General features: G+C 65.0%; 20 protein-coding genes, 1 pseudogene and 1 riboswitch. Of the genes and pseudogenes, 7 read left to right on the top strand and 14 right to left on the bottom strand.

Annotated features, from left to right (window positions below):
- Nucleotides 1-210 precede the first annotated feature (210 nt).
- Nucleotides 211-804 carry a c-type cytochrome gene (locus JQ587_RS00935; RefSeq protein ID WP_212301853.1) on the top strand — a complete coding sequence of 198 codons (594 nt, stop codon included), beginning with the start codon at nucleotides 211-213 and terminating at the stop codon, nucleotides 802-804.
- A gap of 64 nt (nucleotides 805-868) precedes the next feature.
- On the opposite strand, the gene panE is transcribed toward JQ587_RS00935, so the two are convergent.
- The 4 genes from panE to JQ587_RS00915 all read right to left on the bottom strand — a co-directional run bounded on the left by panE (nucleotide 869) and on the right by JQ587_RS00915 (nucleotide 4,604).
- Nucleotides 869-1,792, bottom strand: coding sequence for a 2-dehydropantoate 2-reductase (gene panE, locus JQ587_RS00930; protein ID WP_212424149.1), 924 nt, complete (start codon nucleotides 1,790-1,792; stop codon nucleotides 869-871).
- A gap of 91 nt (nucleotides 1,793-1,883) precedes the next feature.
- A complete protein-coding gene (locus JQ587_RS00925) occupies nucleotides 1,884-2,492 on the bottom strand; it encodes a 2-hydroxychromene-2-carboxylate isomerase (RefSeq protein WP_212301851.1) in 609 nt (202 codons plus the stop codon).
- Nucleotides 2,493-2,595: 103 nt separating this feature from the next.
- Complete coding sequence (locus JQ587_RS00920) at nucleotides 2,596-3,930, bottom strand: MATE family efflux transporter (protein ID WP_212424148.1); 1,335 nt, start codon at nucleotides 3,928-3,930, stop codon at nucleotides 2,596-2,598.
- Nucleotides 3,931-4,022: 92 nt separating this feature from the next.
- Complete coding sequence (locus JQ587_RS00915; RefSeq protein WP_212424147.1) at nucleotides 4,023-4,604, bottom strand: DUF2239 family protein; 582 nt, start codon at nucleotides 4,602-4,604, stop codon at nucleotides 4,023-4,025.
- Between the two features lie 163 nt (nucleotides 4,605-4,767).
- Here JQ587_RS00915 and JQ587_RS00910 point away from each other — a divergent pair, with 163 nt between their 5' ends.
- Entirely contained in the window at nucleotides 4,768-5,433 is a 666-nt protein-coding gene (locus tag JQ587_RS00910; protein ID WP_212301848.1) for a glutathione S-transferase family protein, read from the top strand.
- A 104-nt stretch (nucleotides 5,434-5,537) separates the two neighbouring features.
- Here JQ587_RS00910 and JQ587_RS37105 read toward each other — a convergent pair.
- Nucleotides 5,538-5,675 (bottom strand): annotated as a pseudogene (locus tag JQ587_RS37105) (MFS transporter); the annotation flags it as partial.
- 5 nt (nucleotides 5,676-5,680) lie between these two features.
- Nucleotides 5,681-7,432, bottom strand: coding sequence for a gamma-glutamyltransferase (gene ggt / locus JQ587_RS00905; protein WP_212424146.1), 1,752 nt, complete (start codon nucleotides 7,430-7,432; stop codon nucleotides 5,681-5,683).
- A gap of 100 nt (nucleotides 7,433-7,532) precedes the next feature.
- Here ggt and JQ587_RS00900 point away from each other — a divergent pair, with 100 nt between their 5' ends.
- Nucleotides 7,533-8,918, top strand: coding sequence for an MFS transporter (locus JQ587_RS00900; protein WP_212424145.1), 1,386 nt, complete (start codon nucleotides 7,533-7,535; stop codon nucleotides 8,916-8,918).
- A 153-nt stretch (nucleotides 8,919-9,071) separates the two neighbouring features.
- Here JQ587_RS00900 and purH read toward each other — a convergent pair whose 3' ends face one another.
- From purH to JQ587_RS00885, 3 genes are all read right to left on the bottom strand, one after another.
- Complete coding sequence (gene purH, locus JQ587_RS00895) at nucleotides 9,072-10,664, bottom strand: bifunctional phosphoribosylaminoimidazolecarboxamide formyltransferase/IMP cyclohydrolase (RefSeq protein ID WP_212424144.1); 1,593 nt, start codon at nucleotides 10,662-10,664, stop codon at nucleotides 9,072-9,074.
- A 24-nt stretch (nucleotides 10,665-10,688) separates the two neighbouring features.
- Nucleotides 10,689-10,770: riboswitch (ZMP/ZTP riboswitch) on the bottom strand.
- 59 nt (nucleotides 10,771-10,829) lie between these two features.
- Nucleotides 10,830-12,548 carry a heparinase II/III family protein gene (locus tag JQ587_RS00890; protein WP_212302139.1) on the bottom strand — a complete coding sequence of 573 codons (1,719 nt, stop codon included), beginning with the start codon at nucleotides 12,546-12,548 and terminating at the stop codon, nucleotides 10,830-10,832.
- A 158-nt stretch (nucleotides 12,549-12,706) separates the two neighbouring features.
- Nucleotides 12,707-14,053, bottom strand: coding sequence for an RsmB/NOP family class I SAM-dependent RNA methyltransferase (locus JQ587_RS00885; RefSeq protein WP_212424143.1), 1,347 nt, complete (start codon nucleotides 14,051-14,053; stop codon nucleotides 12,707-12,709).
- A 188-nt stretch (nucleotides 14,054-14,241) separates the two neighbouring features.
- On the opposite strand from JQ587_RS00885, the gene JQ587_RS00880 reads away from it, so the two are divergent.
- On the top strand, nucleotides 14,242-14,451 hold the full coding sequence (locus tag JQ587_RS00880) for a DUF1674 domain-containing protein (RefSeq protein ID WP_212301843.1): 210 nt from the start codon (nucleotides 14,242-14,244) through the stop codon (nucleotides 14,449-14,451).
- Nucleotides 14,452-14,536: 85 nt separating this feature from the next.
- Here the strand turns inward: JQ587_RS00880 and JQ587_RS36995 are convergent, their stop codons facing one another.
- Entirely contained in the window at nucleotides 14,537-17,008 is a 2,472-nt protein-coding gene (locus JQ587_RS36995) for an FAD/NAD(P)-binding protein (protein WP_212424142.1), read from the bottom strand.
- Between the two features lie 143 nt (nucleotides 17,009-17,151).
- A complete protein-coding gene (locus tag JQ587_RS00870) occupies nucleotides 17,152-19,179 on the bottom strand; it encodes a methyl-accepting chemotaxis protein (protein WP_212424141.1) in 2,028 nt (675 codons plus the stop codon).
- 242 nt (nucleotides 19,180-19,421) lie between these two features.
- On the opposite strand from JQ587_RS00870, the gene JQ587_RS00865 reads away from it, so the two are divergent.
- Nucleotides 19,422-20,012: a thermonuclease family protein gene (locus JQ587_RS00865; RefSeq protein ID WP_212424140.1), complete on the top strand. Its 591-nt coding sequence runs from the start codon at nucleotides 19,422-19,424 to the stop codon at nucleotides 20,010-20,012.
- Nucleotides 20,013-20,066: 54 nt separating this feature from the next.
- On the opposite strand, the gene JQ587_RS00860 is transcribed toward JQ587_RS00865, so the two are convergent.
- Both JQ587_RS00860 and acs read right to left on the bottom strand, forming a co-directional pair.
- On the bottom strand, nucleotides 20,067-20,582 hold the full coding sequence (locus tag JQ587_RS00860) for a L,D-transpeptidase (protein WP_212301839.1): 516 nt from the start codon (nucleotides 20,580-20,582) through the stop codon (nucleotides 20,067-20,069).
- A 355-nt stretch (nucleotides 20,583-20,937) separates the two neighbouring features.
- Nucleotides 20,938-22,884 (bottom strand): acetate--CoA ligase, encoded by a 1,947-nt coding sequence (acs, locus tag JQ587_RS00855; protein ID WP_212424139.1) that lies wholly within the window; start codon nucleotides 22,882-22,884, stop codon nucleotides 20,938-20,940.
- Nucleotides 22,885-23,307: 423 nt separating this feature from the next.
- Between acs and JQ587_RS00850 the strand changes: the two genes are divergently transcribed.
- Entirely contained in the window at nucleotides 23,308-24,477 is a 1,170-nt protein-coding gene (locus JQ587_RS00850) for a DNA topoisomerase IB (protein WP_212424138.1), read from the top strand.
- 33 nt (nucleotides 24,478-24,510) lie between these two features.
- Here the strand turns inward: JQ587_RS00850 and JQ587_RS00845 are convergent, their stop codons facing one another.
- On the bottom strand, nucleotides 24,511-24,966 hold the full coding sequence (locus JQ587_RS00845; RefSeq protein WP_212303264.1) for an SRPBCC family protein: 456 nt from the start codon (nucleotides 24,964-24,966) through the stop codon (nucleotides 24,511-24,513).
- Between the two features lie 101 nt (nucleotides 24,967-25,067).
- Here JQ587_RS00845 and JQ587_RS00840 point away from each other — a divergent pair, with 101 nt between their 5' ends.
- Entirely contained in the window at nucleotides 25,068-26,162 is a 1,095-nt protein-coding gene (locus JQ587_RS00840; RefSeq protein WP_212424427.1) for an adenylate/guanylate cyclase domain-containing protein, read from the top strand.
- Nucleotides 26,163-26,164 lie beyond the last annotated feature (2 nt).

The following is a 26,164-nucleotide window of genomic DNA, read 5'->3' as shown; positions in this document are numbered from 1 at the left end:
CACCACGACACGAGGCTGCGGTGGCTCGCAAAGCGCGCCGCAGCCTCTTTTGCGTTTTACTCTCGATGTCGTTCCGGATTGCGCGCCAAGGCAAGTCCGGAACCGATGACCCCGACTCGTGGTTATGGATTCTCAGATGCGCAATCGCGCATCGTAGCTCGCCTTTCAGGCGCCCCGGAATGACGAGTCTGTCAGATTGGAATCCCCATCATGCGCCGGCAGTTCTTCTTGAACGCAATCAGCGCGGCTGCGCTTCTCGCGCTTGGCGCGCTCTCCGCAAGCGCCGCGGACAATGCCGCTGTTCAGGAGAAGGCTGCCGTCTGCTCCGGCTGCCACGGCGAGAACGGCATTTCGCAGACCGAGAACATTCCCTCGCTGGCAGGTCAACCCGATCAATTCATCCAGTGGCAGCTCGTGTTCTTCCGCGCCGGCTCGCGCAAGAGCGAGCAGATGCAGCCGATTGCCGAGGAGATCACCAACGAGGACGTTCGCAATCTTGGCGCCTATTTCGCGGCGATGTCGCCGCCGAAGCCGGCGGAAGACAAGGATCCGGACCTGTCGAAAAAAGGCGCCCAAGTTGCCGTCGGCCGCCGCTGCGCCTCATGCCATACGGATAGCTTTGCCGGCACTAAGGCGGTGGCGCGGCTCGCGGGTCAGCGCGAGGAATATTTGATCAAGGCGCTGCACGACTACAAGGCGGGCCAGCGAGTCGGCGGCGGCGTCGCCGCGATGGCCGACGTCGCCTATCACATGAGCGACGAGGAAATCACCGCGGTCGCGCATTATCTGGCGTATTTCAAATAGCGCGGAGCTTTGCGGCAACTTCAGCTGTCGTCCCGGCGCAGGCCGGGAGTATGCGGTTAGTAAACTACCCCGCTCGCTGCTTCTCATACGCCTTCAGATGCGTGTAGACGATGCGCAGCTTCGGCACCGGCACTTTGGCGTCATCGGCGCGCGTGATGAGGTCGCCGATCACGTGATCGGCTTCGACCGGCAGGCCCGCCTTGATGTCGCGGAACATCGAGGCCGTCATCGGGGAGCCCTCGGTGGTGAGGTTGCCCTTCACGCGCTCGAAGAACGGGCCACCCGGCGGATAGCCCGAGGCGGTGGCGATCGCGCTGGTCTCGTCCAGCATGCCGAGCAGAAAATCCCGCCCGCCCGGCGCTGCGAGAATGTTGCCGACCGAGGTGCGCATCAGGCTGGTGCTTGCGGCGAGCGAAGAGAGGAACACCCACTTCTCCCACATGTCCTGCATGATGTTCTGGCTGGCGGTGGCGCCGTTGATGCCGCTCTTGAAGGCCTCGTCGATCGCCTTGACGCGATCGGACAGCTTGCCGTCGCGCTCGCCGTAATTGATCGACTGCATAGGCTGCAGCTGCACCACCTCGCGCTTCTCGTTCAAGGTCGCGGCGATGGCACAGAGGCCGCCGAGCACACGCTCCTTGCCGAATTTCGCATCGAGCGTGTCGAGATGCTTCATGCCGTTCAGCATCGGGATGATCGCGGTGTTCGGGCCGACTGCGGCCGCGAATGACTTGATCGCGTCGTCGAGGTCGAACGCCTTGCAGCTGAGCAGAACGACGTCGAATTTGTCCTTGATCGCATCGGCCTGCACGGTCGGCGGATTCTTCAAGGTCGCATCGCCATTCGGACTCTTGATGACGAGGCCGTCGCTCGCGAGCTCGCCGGCACGCTTGGGGCGGACCAGGAAGGTGACGTCGCGGGCGGCCTGCAAAAGCCTGCCACCAAAATAGCCGCCGATGGCGCCGGCGCCGACCACGAGGATACGCATGGGGTTGTCCCTATTGTCGCTTGTTTGTCGTCGTCCTGGCTTTCGCCAGGACGACACCGGAGAGTTAGCGCGTTTACGCCGGATACGAAAATCACTTCTCCAGGACCATCTCCTCGACCTCGCGCAGCTGCTCCTTGCCGAAGAACATCTCGTTGCCGACAAAGAAGGTCGGCGAGCCGAACGCGCCGCGGGCAACCGCTTCCTCGGTATTCTTGATCAGCCGGCCCTTCACCTCGGGCTCCTGGGCGCGGGCGAACAGCTTTTGGGCGTCGAGCCCCGAGGACGCCAGCGCCTTCGCCGCGATTTCAGGATCGTCCATCTTCTTCGGCTCGCGCCACATGTGATGGAAGGCCGCGTCGACATAGTTCTCGAACACGCCTTCGAGCTGCGCCGCGATCGCTGCGCGCATCAGGTTCAGCGTGTTGACGGGGAAGTTGGGATTGAACACGTAGGGCTGGACCTTGAAGCGCCTGAGGAAGCGCTCGGTCTCGACCTGCTGAAATTCGCGCTTGTTCTTGATGCCGGCGAGCGTCTCGGCCGGCGACTTGTTGTTGGTCGACTTGAAGATGCCGCCGAGCAGGATCGGCACATACTCAAACTTGACTCCGATGCGCTGCTCGATTGCCGGGATCGCCAGATGACTGAGATAGGCGTTCGGGCTGCCGAAATCGAACAGGAATTGCGGGGCTGTACGGGTCAAATTCGTTCTCCCTGAGCGAACTTTCTGATCTGGATTTTCATCCATTGTGGCGCAGCGCGCGCCACAGGTCCACCGTTTAATGATGGTCATAATATCTTGATGATCAGACCAGGCGCCGGATCTCCCGCCTGCGCCACACCAGCAGGTAATAGCCCATCTGCAAGACGAACATGGCGCAGAACACGATCGGATAAGCGGCCCAAACGCCCGCAAGGCCGATGCTGCGGCTCAGCATCACCGCGGCCGGCAGCTCGATCGCGACGATCGCGAAGATCGATAGCAGCATCGGCGTCAGCGCCACGCCGGCGGCACGCATGGCGCCGGAAAATGTCGTCGCAAGGCCGAACGGCACCGAGCTCCATAAGGCGACGAGGAGCAGTCCTTTCGCCAGATCGAGCACGGCGCCGTCGGTGATGAAGATACCCAGCACGGCGCGCGGCGCGAGATAAATCAACGCCACCAGCCCGCCGGTCAGCACGAGGTTGAACGCGAGGCCGGCGCGCACGATGCCGTCGAGCCGCGCACGGTCGCCGCCGCCGATCGCTTGCGCGCCGAGGATCGAGACCGCGATCGAAATCGACATCGCCGTGAACTGCGTGTAGCCCATCACTTGGTTGACCGCGCCGTAAGCCGCGGTGGCGTCCGAGCCGAAGCCGTTGACGAGACCGAGCAGCACCAGCTCGGCAACCGCCATCACGACCATGCCGACCGCGCTCGGCAGTCCGATGCCGAGGATTTGTCCGATCACGGCGCGATTGAGCCGCACATGGCGCAGCAATGCCGCGTCGGGTGCGAGCGCATGCTTCTTCCGCCGCAGATAGGCCGCCAGCGCAAGCAGCGTGAGCGAATTGGCGATTGCAGCGGCCCATGCCGGGCTGGTGATGCCGATCGCGCCGCGGATCAGGATCGGCGTGAGGACCAGGCCGATCGCTGTCGACAACGCCAGCGCCAGCAGTGGTGTCACGGCGTCGCCGACGCCGCGGATCATCGCCGTCATGAGCAGGAAGGTGAAGCCGAGCGGCATCGTCAGCAGCATGATCCGCGCATAGGTGCTGGCCTGGTCGAGAATGTCCGCGGGCGTCGCCAGCGTCATCATCAATTGCCGGCTGAACAGGCCGCCGATCAATCCGACAGACATCGAGAGCAGCAGGCCGACCGCGAGCGTCGTACCCACGACGATCTTGATCCTGTCGTGCTTGCCCGCGCCAAAGGCTTGGCCGATCAGCACGGTGGCGCCGGTGCTCAGGCCCATGACGAAGGCAAACAGGAAGAAGAACACCGGGAAGAAGGTCGAGACCGCCGCAAGTGCATCCACGCCGATCATGTGACCGAGATAGACATTGCTGACAGTGCCGAACAACGATTGCAGCGCGTTGCTCAGCATCAACGGTGCGAGGAAACGCAGGAAGTTCTTCCAGAGCGGTCGTGGAGCGGACATGGATGGGCCTTTCATCAGGACATGCGAAGCCGTTGCCGCGCGATGCACGCGCGGCTTGGCCGTCGATTGAGTTATCGGAGGCGGCGCGCGGCTTACGCGCGGTCGCTGTAGGCGAGCTTGACGATGTGGTCGCGGATGTCGGCCGGCCAGTCAGCAATCAGTCCGGTGAAGCGCCGCCGGTCATCTGCGAACAGCGCCCGCGAGGCCTCCTCGAACTGCGCCAGATTGCCGGCCATGGTCGACATGAAGTGATAGGCCGCATCGCGCGCCTGCCGCTCGCGGTCCTTGTCGCCGCTGACGCGCCGCGCCTCGTCGACCAGCTTGCGCAGCGCGACCGAAGCACCGCCGGGCTGGGCGTTGAGCCACTCCCAGTGCCGCGGCAGCAGAGTCACCTCGCGCGCGACCACCCCGAGTTTGGGCCGGCCGCGCCCGCGCGGCTCGGTCGGTGCTGCGGTCTCCTCGACCGGCGGCGGGATCAGCTTCGCCAGGCGCGCCAGCACCTCGCGATCGCCGCCGCGCAGATCGAAGTCGATCGACCGGCCCGTGGCGTCCTCGAAGATGACGATGGGCTCGTCCGGCCGTGGCGCCACCCGCTTGACGACCAGCGCGACCTCCCCAGCTGGCCCAGACACCAGGCGTTGCTGCCCCTGGAAGGCGGTGAAAATCTTCTGCATTGGAATCATTACCAAATTGGCGACGTTGGCCTCTTTAATACCCGGGTAAATAGTCGAGGTCAATATACCCGGGTGAAAATATCCTTCCGGACGGCTCGACATTGCGGTTCTGGGCTGGCAGGTACGCGGCCGATCGACCACGCCTAACCCTGAGGATTTCGCAATGCTGACCGTCCACCACCTCAACAATTCGCGTTCGCAGCGGGTGCTGTGGCTGCTCGAGGAATTGGGCGTGCCTTACGAGATCGTGCGCTATCAGCGTCAGCCTGACATGCGCGCACCGAAGGAGCTGCGCGCGATCCATCCGCTCGGCAAGTCGCCTGTCATCACCGACAACGGCAACACCATCGCCGAGTCGGGTGCCATCATCGAATATCTCATCGCGACCTACGGCAATGGCCGCCTGATCCCGCCGCCGAACACGCCGGAGCGGCTGCGCTTCACCTACTGGCTGCACTATGCCGAGGGCTCGGCGATGTCGCCGCTGCTGCTGAAGCTGCTGTTCACGCTGATGCCGAAGCGCGCGCCGGCATTGCTGCGTCCGCTGGTGCGCAAGGTCTCAAACCAGGCGCTCACTGCGCTGGTCAATCCGCAGCTCAAGCAGCATATGGATTATTGGGAAGGCGAGCTCGGCAAGAGCGAATGGTTCGCCGGCAGCGAGTTTACCGCGGCGGACATCCAGATGAGCTTTCCGCTGGAGGCCGCCCAAGCGCGCGGCGGGCTTGAGCAGGGCCACCCCAAGGCGATGGCGTTCCTGGAACGCATTCACGCGCGGCCGGCCTACGCGCGTGCCCTCGAGAAGGGCGGGCCGTATCAGGTGGGGCGGTAACCTACTCTCGCCGTCATTCGGGGGCGACCGGAGGGCGAACCCGGAATCTCGAGATCCCAGGTTCGGTGCTGGGCACCGCCCCGGGATGACGACGCTCTCAATTGGTTCGCGTGCAGTACGCGGCCACGCGTCTCCGGCAGGGCGAAGGCCGCGATGAAGAACAGTGCGTAAGCCACGATCGCGAAGATCGCGATCGCATTGGCAAGCAATGTTGGCGCCGACAGCGCACCGCCATGCAGGGGCAGGGTTATTGTCCCGCTGCTTCCGCACCGCGCGTGCGCGGATCTGGCGCGCCGAGAGGCCCGTTCGGTGTCACGAGAATCGAATTGGCTGACGTCTGTCCCATCGGCTCGACGATGAGATGATCCATTGCCTTCAGCTCGAACAGCACGTCGTCGGCAAAGCCGCGCTCGACGCGCACTTCGTCCGGCAGCCATTGATGATGCAGCCGCGGCGCGGCCACGGCGGCTGCCACATCCATCCTGTAGTCGAGCACGTTCACGATCACCTGGAGCACGGTCGAGATGATGCGGCTGCCGCCGGGGGAGCCGGTCACCAGCACCGGCTTGCCGCCCCTGAGCACGATGGTCGGCGACATCGAGGACAACGGCCGCTTGCGGGGACCGGGCAGATTGGCCTCGTAGCCGACGAGGCCATAGGCGTTGGAGGCGCCGACGGCGGCGGTGAAATCGTCGAGCTCGTTGTTGAGCAGCACGCCGGTGCCGTCGGCGACGAGGCCGACGCCGTAGCTGAAATTCAGCGTATAGGTGTTGCTGACGGCGTTGCCGTCGCTGTCGACGACGGAGAAGTGCGTCGTGTTGCTGCCTTCGCGCGGCGCGGGCTGGGCGGAAACGATGTCTTTCGACGGTGTTGCGCGATCGGTGGAGATGCTTGCGCGTAGCTTGGCGGCATAGTCTTTCGCAATAAGGGTCTCGATCGGCGCGTTGACGAAGGCGGGATCGCCGAGATAGCGCGCACGGTCGGCATAGGCACGCTTCATGGCCTCGATCAGCAGATGCAGCGAAGCCGGCGAGCCTTGCTTCAGATCGGCGAGCTGGAAGCCTTCGAGGATGTTGAGGGATTCCAACAGCACCACGCCGCCGGACGATGGCAGCGGCATCGAGACGATATCGTAGCCGCGGTAGGTGCCGCGCACCGGCGTGCGGATCACCGCCTGATAGGTCTTCAGATCGGCCGGCGTCATGATGCCGCCGGCATCGGACACGGCCCTGGCGAGCTTCTCCGCCACCGGGCCCTCGTAGAAGCCGCGTGGTCCCTGCGCTGCGACGCTCGCCAGCGTGTCTGCAAGATCGCTCTGCACCAGCCTGTCGCCTTCGCCAAACGGCGCGCCGTCGGGCTTCGCGAAGATCTTGGCCGAGGACGGCCAGCGTGCCAGCCGCGGATACCAGCCCGGCAATGTATCGGCGATATCGTCGGTGACGACAAATCCGTCGCGGGCGAGTGCGATCGCCGGCTCGAGCAATTGTGCCAGCGTGAACTTGCCCGAGCCATATTTCGCGAGCGCGAGCGCGAGACCCGCGACCGTGCCGGGCACGCCGATGCCAAGTCCGGAATCGCGCGACCTGGCGGGATCGGGCTTGCCGTCGGGGCCAAGGAAAACTTGCGCCGTGGTCGCCGCCGGCGCGGTCTCGCGATAATCGATCGCGATGTCTTCATTGCGCTCAGTGGAATGGATCACCATGAAGCCGCCGCCGCCGAGATTGCCGGCACGTGGATAGGTCACTGCCATCGCAAAGCCGGTCGCGACGGCGGCGTCGACGGCGTTTCCGCCACGTCGCAAGATATCGGCGCCAACCTGCGCAGATATTTTCTCTTGCGCCACCACCATGCCGTGCTCGGCGGAGATAGCGTGCACCGCGTCGAGCGCCGGCGGGACATAAGGCCGCCGCGCATCCTGCGCGGTTGCCGATGCAAGACCAAACGCCAGAGTGGCGATGAGCGCTAAAAAACTCCGCCGTGTCGAAAATGATGCCATCATCAAATTTCCGTCGGATCTCCGAGCCAATTCAAACACGTCGCGATAATGCTATACGGATTGCGCTAAGAGAGGCAAAACTGTTCGTGATGAGGACTGCGTGATGACGACGATCGCCCCGGATGCGCGCATGGACGGCGTCCCGCGGACCTATCCGCCGCGCGCCGCCGTCGTCAGCTGGATCTTCTTCGACTGGGCCGCGCAGCCCTATTTCACGCTGATCACGACCTTCGTGTTCGCGCCTTATTTCGCCACCAGCGTCGCGCCGGATCCCGCCACGGGGCAATCGCTCTGGGGTTTCGCGATGGCAGCAGCTGGCATGGCGATTGCGCTGTTGTCGCCCGTTCTTGGCGCCATCGCCGATGCCGCGGGTCGCCGCAAGCCGTGGATCGCCGCGTTTGGCGCTGTCCTCGTGCTGGCCTCCTGTACATTGTGGATCGGCAAGCCGGGCGATCACGCCATCATTCCGCCGCTGCTGATCGCGGTTGCGCTTGCCAGCGTCGGCGCGGAATTCGCCACGGTCTTCAACAATGCGATGATGCCGACCCTGGTGCCGCCGGAGCGCATCGGCCGGCTCTCCGGCACCGGCTGGGCCACGGGTTACGTCGGCGGCATCGTCAGCCTGATCATCGTGCTCGGCTTCCTTGCCGCCAATCCGGAGACCGGCCGAACGCTGCTCGGCTTCACGCCGCTGTTCGGGCTCGATCCAGCCACGCATGAAGGCGATCGCGCGGCGGGGCCGTTGACCGGACTATGGTTCATCGTCTTCGTCACGCCGATGTTCTTGTTCACGCCGGATTATCCAGCGAAGCGCCCGGTGCGTGAGGCGCTGCACGAAGGCCTGGCCGATCTGAAGCGGTCGCTGAAGGATTTGCCGCAGCAGAAATCACTCGCGGCATTTCTGCTCGCCAACATGATCTACACCGACGGTTTGGTGTCGCTGTTCGCGTTCGGCGGCATCTATGCCGCGGGCACCTTTGGCTGGCACACGATCCAGATCGGCACGTTTGGAATCATCCTTGCCATCGCCGGCACCTTCGGCGCATGGCTTGGCGGCAAGCTCGATGACTTCCTTGGTCCGAAACGTGTCATCGCCGGCAGCATGCTGATCCTGCTGCTCGCGGTTGCCGCGATCCTTCTCGTTGACAAGGATAGCGTGCTGTTCGTCAAGGTCGCGCCGCCGGTGCCGGGCGGACCGCTGTTCGCAGCTGCCGCTGAGCGGGCCTATGTCGTGCTGGGCTGCCTGATCGGCGCGGCGGGTGGCCCGCTTCAAGCGGCGTCGCGCACGCTGCTGATCCGCCTTGCGCCGAAGGATCGTATCGCACAGTATTTTGGCTTGTTCGCGCTGACCGGAAAGGTGACGTCCTTCATCGGTCCGCTGCTGATCGGTGTGATCACCGCAGCAACCGCGAGTCAGAAAGCCGGCATGGCCGTGCTGGTGGTGTTTTTCGTCACAGGGTTCGGGCTGCTGATGCGGGTGCGGGATTAGCCGCGTTCCTCTACTCTCACCATCGTCATTGCGAGGAACAAAGCGACGAAGCAATCCAGACTTCCTCGCGGAAAGACTTTGGATTGCTTCGCGGAGCTTGTCATGGGCCGCGTTTCGCGGGGACCCGGTGGCTCACAATGACGAGTTGATAGATCAGTGCCGGAAGTGCCGCGTTCCCGTGAACACCATGGCAATGCCGTGCTCGTCGGCGGCCTTGATCACCTCGTCATCACGCATCGAGCCGCCGGGCTGCACCACGGCGGTGGCGCCGGCTTCGATGCAGGCGAGCATGCCGTCGGCGAAGGGGAAGAACGCATCCGACGCCACGACCGAGCCCTTGGTCAGCGGCTCGGCGAGTTTCAGCTCATTGGCGGCATCCTGCGCCTTGCGTGCCGCGATACGGGCTGAATCGACACGGCTCATCTGGCCCGCGCCGACGCCGACGGTGGCGAGGTCCTTGGCGTAGATGATGGTGTTCGATTTGACGTGCTTTGCCACCCGGAAGGCGAACTTCAGGTCGCGCATCTCCGCGTCCGTCGGTGCACGCTTGGTCACGACCTTGAATGTCATGTCGTCGACCACCGCATTGTCGCGGCTCTGCACCAGAAGACCGCCGGCAACCGTCTTCGCGGTCAGGCCCGGCGCGCGCGGGTCGGGCAGGCTGCCGGCGAGCAGCAGGCGCAGATTCTTGCGCGCACCGATGATGGCGATCGCTTCCTCGCTCGCGTCTGGCGCGATGATCACCTCGGTGAAGATCTTGGTGATTTCGCGCGCGGTGTCGGCGTCGAGCGCGCGGTTCATCGCGATGATGCCACCGAAGGCCGAGGTGGAGTCGCAGGCCAGCGCCTTGCGATAGGCCTCGACGAGGTTTGCGCCTTCCGCGACGCCGCAGGGATTGGCGTGCTTGACGATGACGCAGGCTGCGGTGCGCTTGGTGTCGAACTCGCCGATGCATTCATAGGCGGCATCGGTGTCGTTGATGTTGTTGTAGGAGAGCTCCTTGCCCTGCAACTGCCGCGCGGTCGAGACGCCCGGGCGCTTGTCGGGCGTTGCGTAGAACGCCGCGGTCTGGTGCGGATTCTCGCCGTAGCGCAGCGACTGGATCAGCTTGCCGCCGAAGGCGCGGAAATCGGGCGCATCGATCTCGAGCTGACGGTTGAACCAGTTCGAGATCGCGGCGTCATAGGCCGCGGTGCGTGCATAGGCCTTCGCGGCCAGCCGCCGACGCAATTTCAGCGTGGTCGCGCCCTTGTTGGCGGCGAGCTCGTCGAGCACGGCCTGGTAATCCTGCGCCTCGACGACGACGGCGACGTCGTCATGATTCTTCGCGGCGGCTCGGATCATCGCGGGGCCGCCGATATCGATATTCTCGATGCAATCCTCGAAGCCCGCGCCTTTGTCGACGGTCGCCTCGAACGGATAGAGATTGACGACCAGGAGATCGATCGGCGCGATGCCGTGCGCCTTTATCGCCTCGGCGTGTTCCTTGTTGTCGCGGATCGCGAGCAGGCCGCCATGCACCTTCGGGTGCAACGTCTTGACGCGGCCGTCCATCATCTCGGGGAAGCCGGTGAGGTCGGAGACGTCCTTCACCTTGAGGCCGGCAGCGGCGATCGCCTTCGCGGTGCCGCCGGTCGAGACCAGCTCGACATCATGCGCGGCAAGAGCCTTGGCGAACTCGATCAGGCCGGTCTTGTCGGAGACGGAGAGAAGGGCGCGGGTGACGCGGCGGGGATGGTCAGTCATGAGCAAGATCCTCTGCTAAGGGAGTGTCTATGCCCAGGCGCGCGGCGGATATGTGTCGCGCTTCCCGATGGTGCTCCATCCAAGGTCGCCAGTCGCGCGAACGAGCGCTCGATAGCAGTTTTCGAGGCCCTTCACAACGATCAGATGGGGCCGAATCGCGGCTCTTTACAGCGGAAGTTCCGGCTCGCGCCGGGCGTTGCGGCGGGCATTGGTGACCGCAGGTGATGCGGTCGAGCGTACAAAACTCCAGCGGATCGAGGGCGCCTGGCGGGCGTCCTGGCGGATCACGATCTGGGCGGTGCGGCGGGGGCCGTCATTGCCGGCCAGGAACACGCTGTCCTCGAGATCGACCTTGTCGTCCAGGGCTTCGAAGGTCCAGACGTCGCGGTTCGGCAGCACCAGCATGACGCCGCGCGCATCCGACAGCCGGCTCGCCTTCACCGCGGGATGCAGATGGAAGCGCAGCGCGAAATCGGCCCCCGCGCCCTTGAGCCGCGCGCCTTGCGGCGGCGACAGCGTATCCTCGCCGTCGATCCGCGCGCCGTCATTGGCAACCATCAACACGCGGCGATGGATCACGCCGAACTTGGCGAGATAGCCGTCATGCGAGGTCGTCAGCAGCGTGCCGTCCTGCACGACTTCGCGATAGCTCTCGACCTCATGGGGACCGCTGATGATCGGCGCGCCGTGCAGCAGCCGCTTCATCGCCGACATCTCGACGAACTGGCAGGAGGAGGTGTCGTGATAGGTCAACGTCGAATGCGCCGCGGTGCCGCGCGCGAACGGCCGCCAATTGTCCCGACCCGTGGTCGGCATGCCGCAATTTGTGACGATGCGGCTGATGCCGGAGGACAGCTCGAACGACAGGCACCCGGCATGCGCGTCGTGGCTGACGCCGGGCGGCGGCGGCGGACCGGTGTCGATGATCAGCGTGGTCGGGCCGGCATCGAGGCGCTGGAATCCGGTGTGCGGCATGTTCGCCATCGGCGCGCCGTGGGCGTCGTCATAGGCGAGCAGCGTCGCGAGCAGGTCCGAAGGCGTCGCGCTCATGCCGTTGAACAGCGCGAAATTGCCGTCGCCGTGCCGGAAGAAGCGCAGCATCGGCATCATACGATCGATCGCGTTGAGGAGCGCCGGCGGCGGCGCGATGTTGCGCGCGGCGAAGGTCTGCCGCAGCGGCAACAGGTCGATCAGCAGCTCGATCAGCGCACCCGGGTTGCGCGAGATGTGGCCGCCGTCGGGAAGAATCTGCCGCTGCAATTCGTCGGAGAGCTTTTTCGACGCGCTGCGGATATGGCGCGCCTGGTTGGCGAGGCAGAGCGTGGTGTAGCACAGCGCGATCTGCACCTGGAGCTTCGGCACCCCGTCGGGGATGTTCACCATGGTGTAGCGCAAGAAGCGGATCTCGCGTGCGAGTGCGCGCAGGTAGCGGCGGTAGAATTTGTTGTCGGTGTCGTTGAGCACCAGCGGCGCCTGCGACAGCAGCGAGATCACGCGCCGCGCCAGCACATCGGCGCGGCGGGCGACGGGCCGGCGCTTGTTGGCGGGATTGCTGATCCAGTCCTCGACCAGCGCGCGCGCATTCGCCCGGGTCAGCGCGGTGTCGGCGGCGCGCAAGTGCCGCAGCCAGCCGAAGCCGAGCAGCGCGACCTCCCAATCCTCCGAGGGCGGATCGAGATCGAAGATCGAGCGGCCGTGGCAGTTGACGATCTTGCCGGCGAAGACGAAGCGCCCGGCATAGATTTCGGCGGCGCGCGTCGCATCGGCGGTGCGCAGATCATGCGGCGCGATGATCAGCCGGTCGGTCCGGCCGGGCCAGACTCGCGACAGCGCAACGGAACCGCCACTCGCGCGCGCGAGCATGTTCCGCGCGAAGCGGTTCATCACCAGCGTCGAGATACGTCTGCGTTGAGCGACCGACACGCCTTGCCTTGAAGGGGGAAGAGGATTCCGACGAATCCTTATTAATCCCAAAATCGGCCGGCTGACACCACCTTGAAAGGCGCCGAATCAGTCCAGCGGTAGCAAAATCCGGTGCAAAATCAGGATTTAACGAGCCGGGCCGCGAAAAATCCGTCGAGCCCGCCGAGCTTCGGGTCGGCGTGCGGCAGGTGGCTCGGCAAGGTCCGAAGATCACCCTCAGCCGTGATGATCTCGCTGAGACCGGAGACCTCGCGGGCCTCGATCGGCACGCGGCGAAGCGCAGGCTCCGCGGCCAGCAGCGTGGCGATCGCCTGCTCGCCTTCCTCGGGTTCCAGCGAACAGGTGCAGTAGACCAGCGTCCCGCCGGGCTTGAGCAGCGAGACCGATTTCTTCAGCAGCCGTTGCTGGAGAACGGTCATCGCGGCGACGTCGGACTCCTGCCGCAGCCATGCGACGTCAGGATGCCGGCGGATCGTCCCGGTCGAGGTGCAGGGCGCGTCGATCAGGATGCCATCGAAGCCCTCCGCCGGTCCCGCCCATTCCACGGCGTCAGCGACGATCGTCTCGGCCTGGAGCGACAACCGGCTCAGGTTTTCGCGCAGGCGCGCCACCCGGGCGGGAGAGCGGTCGAGCGCCGTGACACGCGCGCCGGCTTGCGCCAGCTGAGCGGTCTTGCCACCGGGCGCAGCACAGAGATCGGCGATGGATTTACCGGCGATATCGCCGAACAGCCGGACAGGCAGCGCGGCGGCGGCGTCCTGCACCCACCATTGTCCTTCGGCGAAACCGGGCAGCATGGTCACCGAGCCATGCAGCAGCGTGCGCACCGATCCGGTCGGCAGCACTTCGCCATGAAGCCGGCTCGCCCATTGCACGGCATCGGACTTCACGGTCAGATCGAGCGAAGGTTCGTGACCGAGCGCGAGCGCCATGTCCCGCGCGGTGGCCTCGCCGTAATGCGCGCTCCAGCGCGCCAGTAGCCAGGGCGGCAGGTCGAGCGATTGTGTGGCGACCTCCTCGACCAGCGCCTGACCCTCGCGCGCACAACGGCGCAGCACGGCGTTGACGAGGCCGGCATAGCGCGCGGCGCGCCGGTCGGATTGCACCAGGCGAACCGAGAGGTCGACCGCCGCATGATCGGGCACGTCCATCCAGAGGATCTGGGCGGCACCGATCAGCAGCGCGCTCTGCGCGCGTGGCGCGTCGGATGGGATGCCCTTGTCGAGCAGGCGCGACAGCACGTGGCCGAGCGTGCCGAGCCGGCGCAAAATGGTTGCGACCAGGCGCCGCATCAGCGCGCGGTCACGGTCGGCGAGCGTCTTCAGTCCGGGATGGGCGCCCGAGCCGTCGAGCTGGTCGTCGAGCGTGCGGTGCTTGTGCAGGACGCCGTCGACGATGTCGGCAGCGATCCGCCGCGCCGCGAGACCGGGCACTTCGGATGGAGGGGCAAAACGTTGAGATGGCATGCGGAAGTAAGGTTCTGAGCGAGCGGCAGTTCCGCCGATATGGGCGCATGCCTTAAGAGCAGCTTTTGTGGCATGCGAATATGCCAAATGTAAGAATGGCCTCTGGCGATTTCAGCCCGTCGCGGCCATTTCAGCAATGCGCATTTGGACGTCGCGCCATCTAAGATCCTGCGCTAGGACAGCCGACGATGAGTGACCAGCCTCCCGTTCCCGATCGCAAGCCCTTGCCGCCGGCCGCCCAGCGCGCGCTGGCCGAAGCCGAGGCGCGCCGGCAAGCCGCCGCAGCCAAGGCCAAGGATGACGACAAGGCGGCGCCGAAGGAATTGCAGGGGCCGAAGGGACCTGAGCCCACCCGCTATGGCGATTGGGAGCGCAAGGGCATCGCCTCGGACTTCTGAGACCGGCGACCGTTCCCGGGGGCTCCGCAGCCCCCAGGGATAACGGTGCTCCTGCAGGCAGCGGACGATGCGCTCGCAGGCTGCGTCATGCGGCGGTACCCAGGCAATCGCCGAACAGGCGGGCGGCGGTGTCGGTATCCAGCGCGAGATTGCGGATGCAGGCCGCGACCGAGGTGCGGTATATGTCGTCGATGCCGTAGCGTCCGATGACCTCGAGCTGGGCCTCACTCAGCGAGGCGGTCTTACGGCTCCGGTAACGATAGGCCGTATCCGATCCGTGCAGGCCGACGACGGTGTAGATCTTCGGCTCGCTCAGGAAGGTGACGCCGGATCCCTTCGTTTCGATCTGTCCGCGCTCCTTCCAGTCGGTGACGGCGCCTTCGGTGAAGCGCTCGCCAAGGCCGAGCCGGTCGAACAGCTTCCGCACCGAGCCGGTCGCATCCTTGCTGGCTTCATAGACGTAGTGCGTCACCGGCACGCCGTGACGTCTTGCATGACTTTCGACGCGGAGCGCGTTCAGCGAGGAGATCACGTAGTTCTGGATCAGGCGATCCTCGGGAACGCGGTCCGACCATTTCTCGAGCCATGAGGCGAGCGAGCTCGCGGGATCGCGATCGAGCATGATCATGTGGAGTTTATCGGCCGGCCAGCCGGCCTCGATCAGCGGCTGCAGCGGCAGGAACAGGCTTTCGGCCAGCACATAGGGCCCGGCCATTTCCTTGCTGAAGATGTGCGGCTGCTCCGCCGCCGTCGGTGCGGCCCAGGACTCGCCCGCATTGCCAAGGAGCCGATGGCGCAGGACGACCTTCACCGGCTGGAAATAAGAGGGCATTCCGGCGACCCCGAACAGGTTGGTGAGCGCAGTCGAACCCACACGGCACCGCCCCCACGCGCAGTAGAGTGTCGGGAAGTCTTCGGGAGCCCAGTGCCGGAACGTCTCGCCAAGGCAGTCCCTCACCTCCCGCATCAATTCGTCCAGCGCGGCCGACCTGGTCTGGTACTTGCCGTCAGGTGCGAGGGCCATCGTCGCGAGCGAGGGATGGTCGCGGCGCACGAGATCGGCCAGGCGGTCGGTTTCTTCGACTGACGTCATGATGGTGCTCATCTCAGGACCTTTCGGGTTGAGGATCGAATCGACCACGCTCTGGGCGCGGCGCAGGTTGATGTCGATTGCGGCGGCGTAGAAGTGTGTCCCCTTGGTGGGGGCGCCGACTGCGTAGACGTTCGGATAGGGATTACCGTGGCGGTCGCGAACCCGGCTGTCGTCGTAGCCGCAGCGAATCCCGCCGAGCGCGTCGTACGCGATGAGTCCCTGTCGCCGCATGTCCTGATAGAGCGGGCTGGAGTCCATCCGGTAGGACGGACCTGTCGCATCGATGAGGTAGTCGACCTCGCGAAGGTCACCGTCACCCAGGGTCGCGCGAAACCGGTCGCCGATCGCCGTCACGTTGCGCAGCCGGCCGCGGGCCGACAGCCTGCCCGAACGCATCAGGTCGCGGATGCGGATCGCATTCTCCAGCGGCATCGCGGAGCGGTTGCGAAGCCAGCCGGAATTGTAGACGTCCATGAAGCGCGTCTTCTCGGCATCGCCCATTCGGTTCCAGGCCTCGCACATCACGTCGATGACGCTGACGAGGTAGGAGTGGACGCTGGGCTCGCCGGTCTCGGCGCGCGCGATGTTGTGCTCGAGATCGGTCAGCGCATCGCCATCGATATTCCGACAGGACAGATCGCAGCGGATCCCGGTCGTCTCCAGCAGCAGCTCGGAAAGGCGGGCGGCAAAGGCGTCGGCTTCGATCCGTGCGCGGCTGGTCACATAATGATGCAGGGCGTCGCGGAAGCCGTTCGCGATGACCGGAATCATCACCGGCTGTACGGTGGGAAACAGGCCGCTTCGGGAGAAGCAGGTCATCCTGACGGCCTTGTGCGTCTTGGCCAGCCCCGCCGCGGTGTCGACCGCGCTGAGTCCGCTTCCGAGGATGCCGACCTCCGTGCCGTCGCGATCGGGGAAGGTGAATTGGGCGTAGGGATCGCGAATGTAGTTCGGGCTTGCGGCCAGACCGTAGGGATCTTCCGGCGGGTTGTGACCGGTGCAGAGGATCAGCGCGGACGAGATGTGCGTGATGTTTCGATCGGTCGTCAGCAGGACGTCGCGATCGGGTGAAAACCGCATCCGGAGCACTTCGGCATGTTCGACATGAACCGGCAGGCCGATGCTCCGGCATTGTGCGATCGCGGCCAGGCGCACCGCGTCGAGATAGTCCCGATAGACCATCCGCGGCAGATGCTTGTCGCCGTGGCAGGAGAGACCGCGGGCCCGGAGCCAGCGCAGAAATTCTTCCGCGTCGCCCGGGCGGATCGACATCGTCGAGGCCTTCATGTTGAGCAGGTGACGATCGCTCCGGGTGCGATAGGCGACCCCGCCATCAAAGCCGGACTTGTCGAAGAGCTGAATTCCGCTGATCGCGCCGTTGTCTCGCTCCGATGCGGCGAGCTCCGCAAGATAACGCAAGATCGTGATGCCGGTTGCGCCGCCGCCGACAATGCTGATGATCATCGCTCTGCTCTCCCCAGTTTTCGTGTTTGACCCAGGCGCGAGCGGGGGCTCGGCGTGGGGGCCTCCCAAAGCCGTTGGTTGTTCGACGCGTCAGAAAGGTAATTTGCGGCCGGCCTTATGCCGGCGCGCAGAACGTGCGGGCGTTAGGCGGCCCGCACCGTATCGAGGAATTTCGCGACCTCGTTCTTGAGGCGGCCACTCTCCGTCGAGAGTGAGCGCGCGGATGCCAGAACCTGGGTTGACGCCGAGCCGGTGGCGCTGGCGCCGTGACTGACCTGGGCGATCTTGTCAGCAACTTCGACTGTTCCCTTGGCGGCTTCGCTGACGTTGCGTGCGATCTCGGCTGTCGCCGCGCCCTGCTCTTCGATGGTCGCCGCGATCGTCGTCGAGATGTCGGAAATTTTTGAGATGGTCGCGCTGATCTCCTTGATGGCGCCGACCGAGTCCTCCGTGGCCGACTGCATGCCGGCGATCTGCGTGCTGATTTCATCCGTCGCCCGCGCGGTTTGCGCCGCGAGCGCCTTGACCTCGCTTGCCACCACCGCGAAGCCGCGGCCGGATTCACCGGCGCGTGCCGCTTCGATCGTGGCGTTCAACGCCAGCAGATTGGTCTGCTCTGCGATCGCGGTGATCAATTTGACGACGTCGCCGATCCGGCCGGCGGCCTTGAGCAATTCGTTGATCCGGACGTCGGTGCGCTCGGCCTGTTTCACGGCATCGCCGGCGATGCGGCTGGAATCGTGGACCTGGCGTCCGATCTCGACGACTGATGCGCTCATTTCCTCGGCGGCGGAGGCTACGGCTCCGACATTGGTCGAAGCTTCCTCGGAAGCCGCGGCCACCATTCCGGAGAGTTGCTCGGTCTCTTCCGCCGTCCCCGACAGCGTACCGGCGGCGGATTCGAGCTGCTGCGAGGCGGCCGAAACCGAGTTGATGATGCCGCCGACCGCATCCTCGAACGCGCCGGCCAGTCGGATCATCTCCTGCTTGCGTCGCGTGGCGGTTGCGGCCTCCTGATCCTTCTGCTCGGCCTCCATCTGCTCGATGCGGATCAGATTGTCCCTGAACGTGCGTGCGGCGCGGGCGTTGTCGCCGACTTCGTCGCCGCGGGCGGTATAAGGAATCTCGACAGCCTTGTTGCCGCCGGCCAGTTGCAGCAGCACGTCCCCGATGCGGCGGATCGGCCGGGCGATGCTCAGCACCGAAAACAGCGCCGAGCCGGCCAGGACCAGGATCACGAGGACGCCGACCACCAGGCTGACCTGGGTCGCCTGCTCCAGCGCGGTCATCAGCTGGCTCTGCCGCAGCGCCATGTATTCATTGTTGGCGGAGACCAGCTTGTCGACCCGCGTGGTGATTTCCTTTGCGGCCGGGAGCACCCGCTCCTCGAGCACCCGCCTCTTGGTCTCCTCTGCCTTCATGGCTGCGCTGGTCGCCGTCTTGTAGCGTCCCGCGAGCGCCGCAAGCGCGTCGATCCCTTCCGCCGTATCCTTGTCGGCGGACTGGCGCACCTGCTTCAGGACGCGGACCATGTTGTCGGCTCGTCCGGCGATACGATCCTTCTGGTCGGCGTCGCCGGTTGCCGTGAAATGCCAATCGGCGGCGCTGACCGCCTTGAAGGCCGCATCGGCTTCGCGCAGCTGAACCTCGATGTTGAGATGGCTCGATGACGCGGCGAGGGCAGGCGAAGCCAGCAACTTTTCGAGCGACTTGTTCCAGGCGTCTTCGATCTGGTTTGCCGCGGCGAACTCCGCGATGGCGACGCCACGGGCTTCGCCCAGATCGTTGCCGGCCTTGAGCGAGGCTTCGAGCTGGATCTTCACCTCGCGACAGAGCTCTTTGGCTTCAGCGCGCTTGGACCGGATCAATGCGGCGTCTATTTCGGTGGTGGCATTGGCGATGGAGCTGCGCAGCACTTCGAGGTGTTTGGCGAGTGCCTCGGCAGAGGACGCGGATCCGATCTCCGCGATTGCAAGGCGGGCGCGGGTCACTGCGAGCTCTGCGCCCTGGGCGTTGGCCTTGTTGGCGGTGTTGATGACCACCAAATCGCTTAGCCCCGCGATCTGCCCGTTCCTGATGAGCTGGTTGCCGAGCATTCCGGCGACGAGAAGAACCCCTGCACTCGCCGTCAATCCCAGCTTTGTACCGATGCGAAACTTGAACGAAGCCATGCTTACCGCCCCCCACACGCATACCGAGTACTCCGTCTTAATACTAAACAAGGGCTGAACATTAAACTCCGTACAACTACAGGAGGTATCGGATGGAGAGCGCTTGGAACAGCGTTTAGCGCATGGCTGCGGTTTTCCGTCGGAGACCGATCAAGCGGGCCGCAGCGATCGGGCGATGTCCGACACATCCGCGGCTCGATCGCGCCTTGCCGGTTTCCCCGACTCAGTCTTAGCGTGAGGTGATGCCGTTTCGAGATCGACCCAATGCCTATCGTCCGCAGTTCGGCGGTTCACCGTTCGGCCGGCACTTCTCCGGTCTGCTGCCCTGGCTGTTCGTGGTCGGTGTCGTGGCGATGGTCGTGCTCACCTTCCGGCAAGGGGCGAGCTGGCTCGCTCCGCATGGCGCCGACGAACGGGCGCAGGATGCAGCGATCGTTCTCCGCCAGGCCAGCGACCCCGATGCGCGCCAGGCGGTCGATGTCATTCGCACCATCGACGGCGACACCTTTCTCGCACGCGTTCATCAGCAAGGCGGGCGCGACCTCATCGCGCGGATTCGTCTGCGCGGCATCGATGCGCCGGAGATGAATGCATCCTGTCAGGCCGAGCTGGACAAGGCCGAAGCTGCCACCGACGCCCTGCGCAATCTGCTCGGCCAGGGCGGCGTCACGATCTACAATCTCGGCTCGGAAAAATACGGGCGCGTTCTCGCTGATGTCGCAACGAAGCGGACCACCAACGTTTCGGCGGCAATGCTCGCGGGTGGTTACGCGCGCAGCTACAATGGCGGCCATCGCGACGGCTGGTGCGCGCGCGGCTGGCGCTTCTGGTAACAAAAAAGCCGCGTCGTTGGACGCGGCTTTTGCATTTCTCTTTGATCGCGGAGATCAGCGCGTCACGACCACCGTCGTGCCGACCGAGACGCGGCTGTAGAGGTCGGTGATATCGTCGTTGAGCATGCGGATGCAGCCATAGGAGACGAAGCCGCCGACCGAGCCCGGCACGTTGGTGCCGTGGATGGCGTATTCGCCGCCGGCCAGCGTCATCGCGGCAACGCCCATCGGGTTGCGCGGCGAACCGCCGGGAATGACGTCGGGAAGCTGCGGCTTGTCGCGCTTCACCTCGGCGGGCGGCGACCAAGCCGGGTTGCGATATTTGCCGTCGATACGGGTGGTGCCGGCCCATTGCTTGCCGGACTTGCCGACGCCGACGGGATAGCGCACGGCGTGGCCGTCATCGAGGATGAGATAGAGCCGGCGCTCGTTGGTTTTGACCACGATGGTGCCCGGCGAATAGTTGGCGATGTGCGTCCCGACCATTTCCGGCCGCGCCTCGGCTGCCGACGACATCAAGACCCCTGCCCCGATGGTCGCGGCCAGCGCCAGCGCAATCTTCATCGACATCGATTTTCCCCTCAGCCCGAAACGGATCGTTCAAATTCACGCAAAACCGGCAATTGCCTGTCTGCCCAGACATTAACCGCGCCTGTTGACCGGATGGTTTCCACGCGCGGCTGCCGCGGGCGAGCCAGCAGGGGGAACAAAGGAAATGTTCGAAATAAAGTAAATGACCTGAAAACAACACTCGGCGGGAAAGACGCAAGCCGCGTCAGCGCGCGCCCTGACAAATGCGTGAGGGCGTGAACGGCCGTCATTCCAGGGCGATGCGAAGCATCGACCTCAGGTGCGCAATTGCGCACCTGAGAATCTCGAGATTCCGGGTCGCGCTGTCGCGCGCCCGGAATGACGGAGATTGGGCTCAGGCCGACTTCTTGTTCTGCCGGTTCTTGACGAGATCGTCGACCACGGCGGGATCGGCGAGTGTCGAGGTATCGCCGAGGCTGCCGGGCTCGTCCTCGGCGATCTTGCGCAGGATGCGGCGCATGATCTTGCCGGAGCGGGTCTTGGGCAGGCCGGGCGCGAACTGGATCTGGTCCGGCGAGGCGATCGGGCCGATCTCCTTGCGCACCCAGGTGACGAGCTCTTTCCGCAAGTCCTCGGTCGGCTCGATGCCGGCCATCAGGGTGACATAGGCATAGATGCCCTGACCCTTGATGTCGTGCGGGAAGCCGACGACGGCGGCCTCCGACACTTTCTCATGCGCCACCAGCGCGCTCTCGACTTCCGCCGTGCCCATGCGATGGCCGGAGACGTTGATGACGTCGTCGACGCGGCCGGTGATCCAGTAATAGCCATCGGCGTCGCGGCGGCAGCCGTCGCCGGTGAAGTATTTGCCCTTGTAGGTCGAGAAGTAGGTCTGCTCGAACCGCGCGTGATCGCCATAGACGGTGCGCATCTGACCCGGCCAGGAGCGCGTCAGGCACAGATTGCCGGTGGTCTCACCCTCCAGCACCTTGCCGTCGGCGTCGACGATTTCAGGCGCCACGCCGAAGAACGGCTGCGTTGCCGAGCCGGGCTTCAGGTTGGTCGCGCCCGGCAGCGGCGTGATCAGAATGCCGCCGGTCTCGGTCTGCCACCAGGTGTCGACGATCGGGCAGCGGTCCTCGCCGACGACGCGGTGATACCACTCCCAGGCCTCCGGATTGATGGGCTCGCCGACCGAGCCGAGCAGACGCAGCGAAGCGCGCGAGGTTTTCTTCACGGGCTCATCGCCGCCCTGCATCAGGGCGCGGATCGCAGTCGGCGCGGTGTAGAAGATGTTGACCTTGTGCTTGTCGATGACGTTCCAGAACCTGGAATTGTCGGGGTAATTCGGCACGCCCTCGAACATCAGCGTGGTCGCGCCGTTGGCGAGCGGCCCGTAGAGGATGTAGCTGTGGCCGGTGACCCAGCCGACGTCGGCGGTGCACCAGTAGATGTCGCCGTCATGATAGTCGAACACGTATTGATGCGTCATCGACGCGAACACGAGATAGCCACCCGAGGTGTGCAGAACGCCCTTGGGCTGGCCGGTCGAGCCCGACGTGTAGAGGATGAACAGCGGATCCTCGGCGTGCATGTGCTCGACCGGGCATTCGGTCGTCACCATGGCAGCGGCCTCGTGGTACCAGAGGTCGCGCGTCGGCTTCATGTCGATCTTGCCGCCCGTACGCTTGACCACGATGACCCAGTCGACACCGTCAGCCTTGGCCAGCGCCGCGTCGACATTGGCCTTCAGCGGCACCTTCTTGCCGCCACGCAGACCTTCGTCCGCGGTGATGATCACCTTGGACTGGCAGTCGTTGATGCGCTGGGCAAGGCTGTCCGGCGAGAAGCCCGCGAACACCACGGAGTGGATCGCGCCGATCCGGGCGCAGGCCAGCATCGCATAGGCCGCTTCCGGAATCATCGGCAGATAGATGGTGACGCGGTCGCCCTTCTTCACGTTGCGGGTCCGCAGGATGTTGGCCATCCGGCAGACCTCGTCGTGCAGCTCCTTGTACGTGATGTGCTTCGACTGCGAGGGATCGTCGCCTTCCCAGATGATCGCGGTCTGGTTGCCGCGCTTGGCGAGATGGCGATCGATGCAATTATGGGCGACGTTGAGAATTCCGTCCTCGAACCATTTGATCGAGATGTTGCCGGGCGCGAACGAGACGTTCTCGATTCTAGTCGGCGCGTGCATCCAGTCGATGCGCTTGGCCTGCTCGGCCCAGAACCCGTTCGGGTCCGCGATCGAGCGGGCGTACATTTCCTTGTACTTCGCCTGGTCGACCCAGGCCCGCTTGGCCCATTCCGCGGGGACGTCGTAGATCTTCTCGGACATTCTTTCCCTCCACATACGGCAAGCCAAACGCTGGCGACGCGCAAGCCGACTTGATCGTTGAACCGATTATGCGTCGGGCTAACCGGCCCCGACAAGGACCACAAGCTGGACCTTCGGTGAGCGGCCGGCCATGCGAAGGATCAAGGTGCACGCTCAGGCTGTCGCAAATCTGAAACAGGCCAGGAGAAGGCTTTCGGCTCTTTACCCAAATTCCCGGATTAGACCGGCGCAGGGCGCCCATGCGTCGCGGGAGGTATTTAGAAACCGCTTCTCACTGATTCGGGACTCGCAATGCGGTTCGGAACACCCTAAGTGGCTAACCCGGGTCCCAAGAGACCCTCCGAGGGACCTTCCAAGCGACCTTGGAACAAACATCAGAACAGCGGCATTAAACGGTAACAGACAGGACCAAGGCGTAAGGCTATGATGGATCAGCGGAATTTCGGGACTATGTCGCCCGCTTCGGCCGATCCTGCCGCCATTGGGCTGGCTAAAGCCCTCGGGCAGTGGCCGAAACCGGCCGGTTCCGCCCGTTCCAGCCCGAAAAAACGGTTCGATACGGCGCCCGCGGCGACGGTCGAGGCACTCGCCAGGGAGCTGGGCCTGCGGCTTGGCGACCAGAACGAGCTGACCATCCGCCGCATCCGGCGCGGCAAGGGCTACTCCTTCGTCCGTCCCAATGGCGCTCATATTCGCGACGCCCGTACCATCCGCCGGTTGCACGCCATGGCGGTGCCGCCGGCCTATCGCGAGGTGCGCTACTCGGCCGATCCGAGCTCGCATCTCCAGGCGGTGGGTCGCGATGCTGCGGGCCGGTTGCAATATCGCTATCACGCCGACTGGGAGAAGGTCCGCGAGCACCGCAAGGCGCATCGCCTGGAGAAGCTCGTCGGTGCGTTGCCAAAGATCCGGCGCAAGGTCTCGGCGTTCCTGTCGGGCGACGAGCCGACGCGTGAATTCGCGCTCTCGGCCGTGATCGAGCTGATCGCGCGCACCGCGATCCGCCCCGGTAATGAGTCCTACGCCCGCCTCAATGGCACCCGCGGCGCGACCACGCTGCTGAAGTCCAATGTCACGCTGGAAGACGATTGCTTCGTGCTGACCTTCAAGGCGAAGGGCGGCAAGGCGGTGCGCAAGGAATGCGACGCCGCGAAGCTGGTGCGCGCCATCGGTATCCTCAACGGCGTCCCCGGCAAGCGCATGTTCCAGTATCGCGATGTCTACGGCATCGTGCGCGCAGTCAGCACCACGCAGGTGAACGCGTTCCTGCGCGAGATCGCCGGCATCAAGATCTCGCTGAAGGATTTCCGTACGCTGATGGCCTCCGCCGTCGTCGTGGAATCGCTGTCGCGGATCACGCCAGCGACCAGCCAGCGCGGCCGCAAGAAGCAGGTGCTGGACGCGATCCGCGCCGCGGCCGACAAGCTCTCCAACACGCCGGCGATCTGCCGCAAGAGCTATGTCCACGACACCATCGTCACAGCATTCGAGGACGGCATCCTCGAACGTTTCGCTGCGACCATGAAGGGCCAGCGTTCGCAGGCGCGGCGCGAGCAGCTTTTGCAGCAGGTCGTGGCGACCGCGGCGGTCTAACGTCGGGCGGCTCCCTAATTGTTGCTGCGTGAGCTACATCTTGTCTGACACGCCTTTGTCCGGGCCGGGATCGCGACCCGCGGCCGCGCTCGTGAGCCGTTCCAGATAATGCGCCCACCCTCTCGCGTGCGCGGCCATCTGTTCCTCGGTCGGCAGCCCGCTATGCGTCATGCGCAGCAACGTGCCGCCGTCGCGTTCGATCAGGTCGATTTCGATCAGGCTCGATCCGGGCGGCACTTCCTGTCCGCCTTCCCAGCCGAAGGTGTAGGCGAGGCGATGCACAGGCACGACCTCGCGGAAGGCGCCGCGGGCGACACTGGCCCGCGGGCCGATACCTTTGAGCAGATAGAGCCCGCCGGGATGCGGCTCGGTGGTCGCATCCGACCCCATCCAGCTCAGGATCTTCTCAGGATCGGTCAGATAGGCGAAGACGGTGGCGCGCGGGGCTGCGATCTGGGTCTCGCGTCGCAATACGAACGGCTCGGTCATGGGCGATCATCCCTGGGCTGACATCCGGACATGGCGGCGCCGAGGCGGCCCGTCAAGGATTGCTCGTGACAAAGACGGCTGATCTTCGCCATCATCGTTTCATGCAACTTTCTCCGACCCTCGCCTGGCTTGTCGATGCCGCCTCAGAGTGTCCCGGCGCCGATCGCCTGCTCGCGGAACTCGGCGCGCATCTGCTTGCCGACGGCGTGCCGCTTGCGGCAGGCGCCCTGACATTGGAGGTGCCGCATCCGCTGATCGCGAAGCGGACCTGGTTGTGGCGCGCGGAGAACGGCCGGGTGATCGAGGCGCTCGGCTTTGCACCTGGTGGTTTGGCGCCCGATTTGCCCAACGATGCCGGCCGCCGCTGGCTATGTGACATCGCAGGCGGCGAGGTGCACGAAGATGTTGTCGGGCGCCGCGATGGGCCACTGCTTGGCTGGATCGGACCGCGGCCATTCACATCAGGCGAAATCGACCAGCTGAGTCGGGCCGCGCGCTTTGCCGCGACACCGCTCGCCGCGCTCGCTGCACGCGCCACGCTGCGGGCGACGCTGGAGGCCTATCTCGGCAAGCGCAGCGCCGAGCGGGTGCTGGCGGCGCCGTTACGGCGCGATCTCGGCGAGACCATCCAGGCCGCGCTGCTCTATGCGGATTTGCGCGGCTTCACCAGCTTGTCGGAATCAAGCCCGCCGGCGGATGTCATTGCCGCGCTCGATGCCTGGTTCGATCGCATCGCCGGCGCCGTTCACGCCTTCGGCGGCGAGGTGCTCAAATTCATCGGCGACGGCGTGCTCGCGATCTTTCCGGTGGTCGAGATCTCGCCGCGTCGCGCCTGTGATGCCGCTCTGCGTGCCGCAGGCGCCGCCGAAGCCGGGATGGCGTATCTCAATGCGGAGCGCGGCGCGCAAGGACTGCCGCCGCTCGCATTCGGTGCTGCGCTTCATCTCGGCGAGATGCTCTGGGGAAATATCGGCGCTGCCAACCGGCTGGACTTCACGGCGATCGGTCCCGCCGTCAATCTCGCGAGCCGGCTAGAGGGCCTGTGCAAGCCGCTCGGACGGACCGTGCTGGTCTCGGGTGCGCTGGCTGCCGAGACGGACATGCCCCTCGTCGCACTCGGATCGCATGCGTTGCGAGGTATCGCCGCGCCGTGTGAGGTGTTTACACTGCCCGCGTCGCAGGCGCGGCTACCGTAGCC

Source organism: Bradyrhizobium manausense, from assembly GCF_018130615.1.
Taxonomy (GTDB): domain Bacteria; phylum Pseudomonadota; class Alphaproteobacteria; order Rhizobiales; family Xanthobacteraceae; genus Bradyrhizobium; species Bradyrhizobium manausense_A.
The sequence above is the reverse complement of the archived record's forward strand: the minus strand, read 5'-3'. Positions and strand labels throughout refer to the sequence as shown.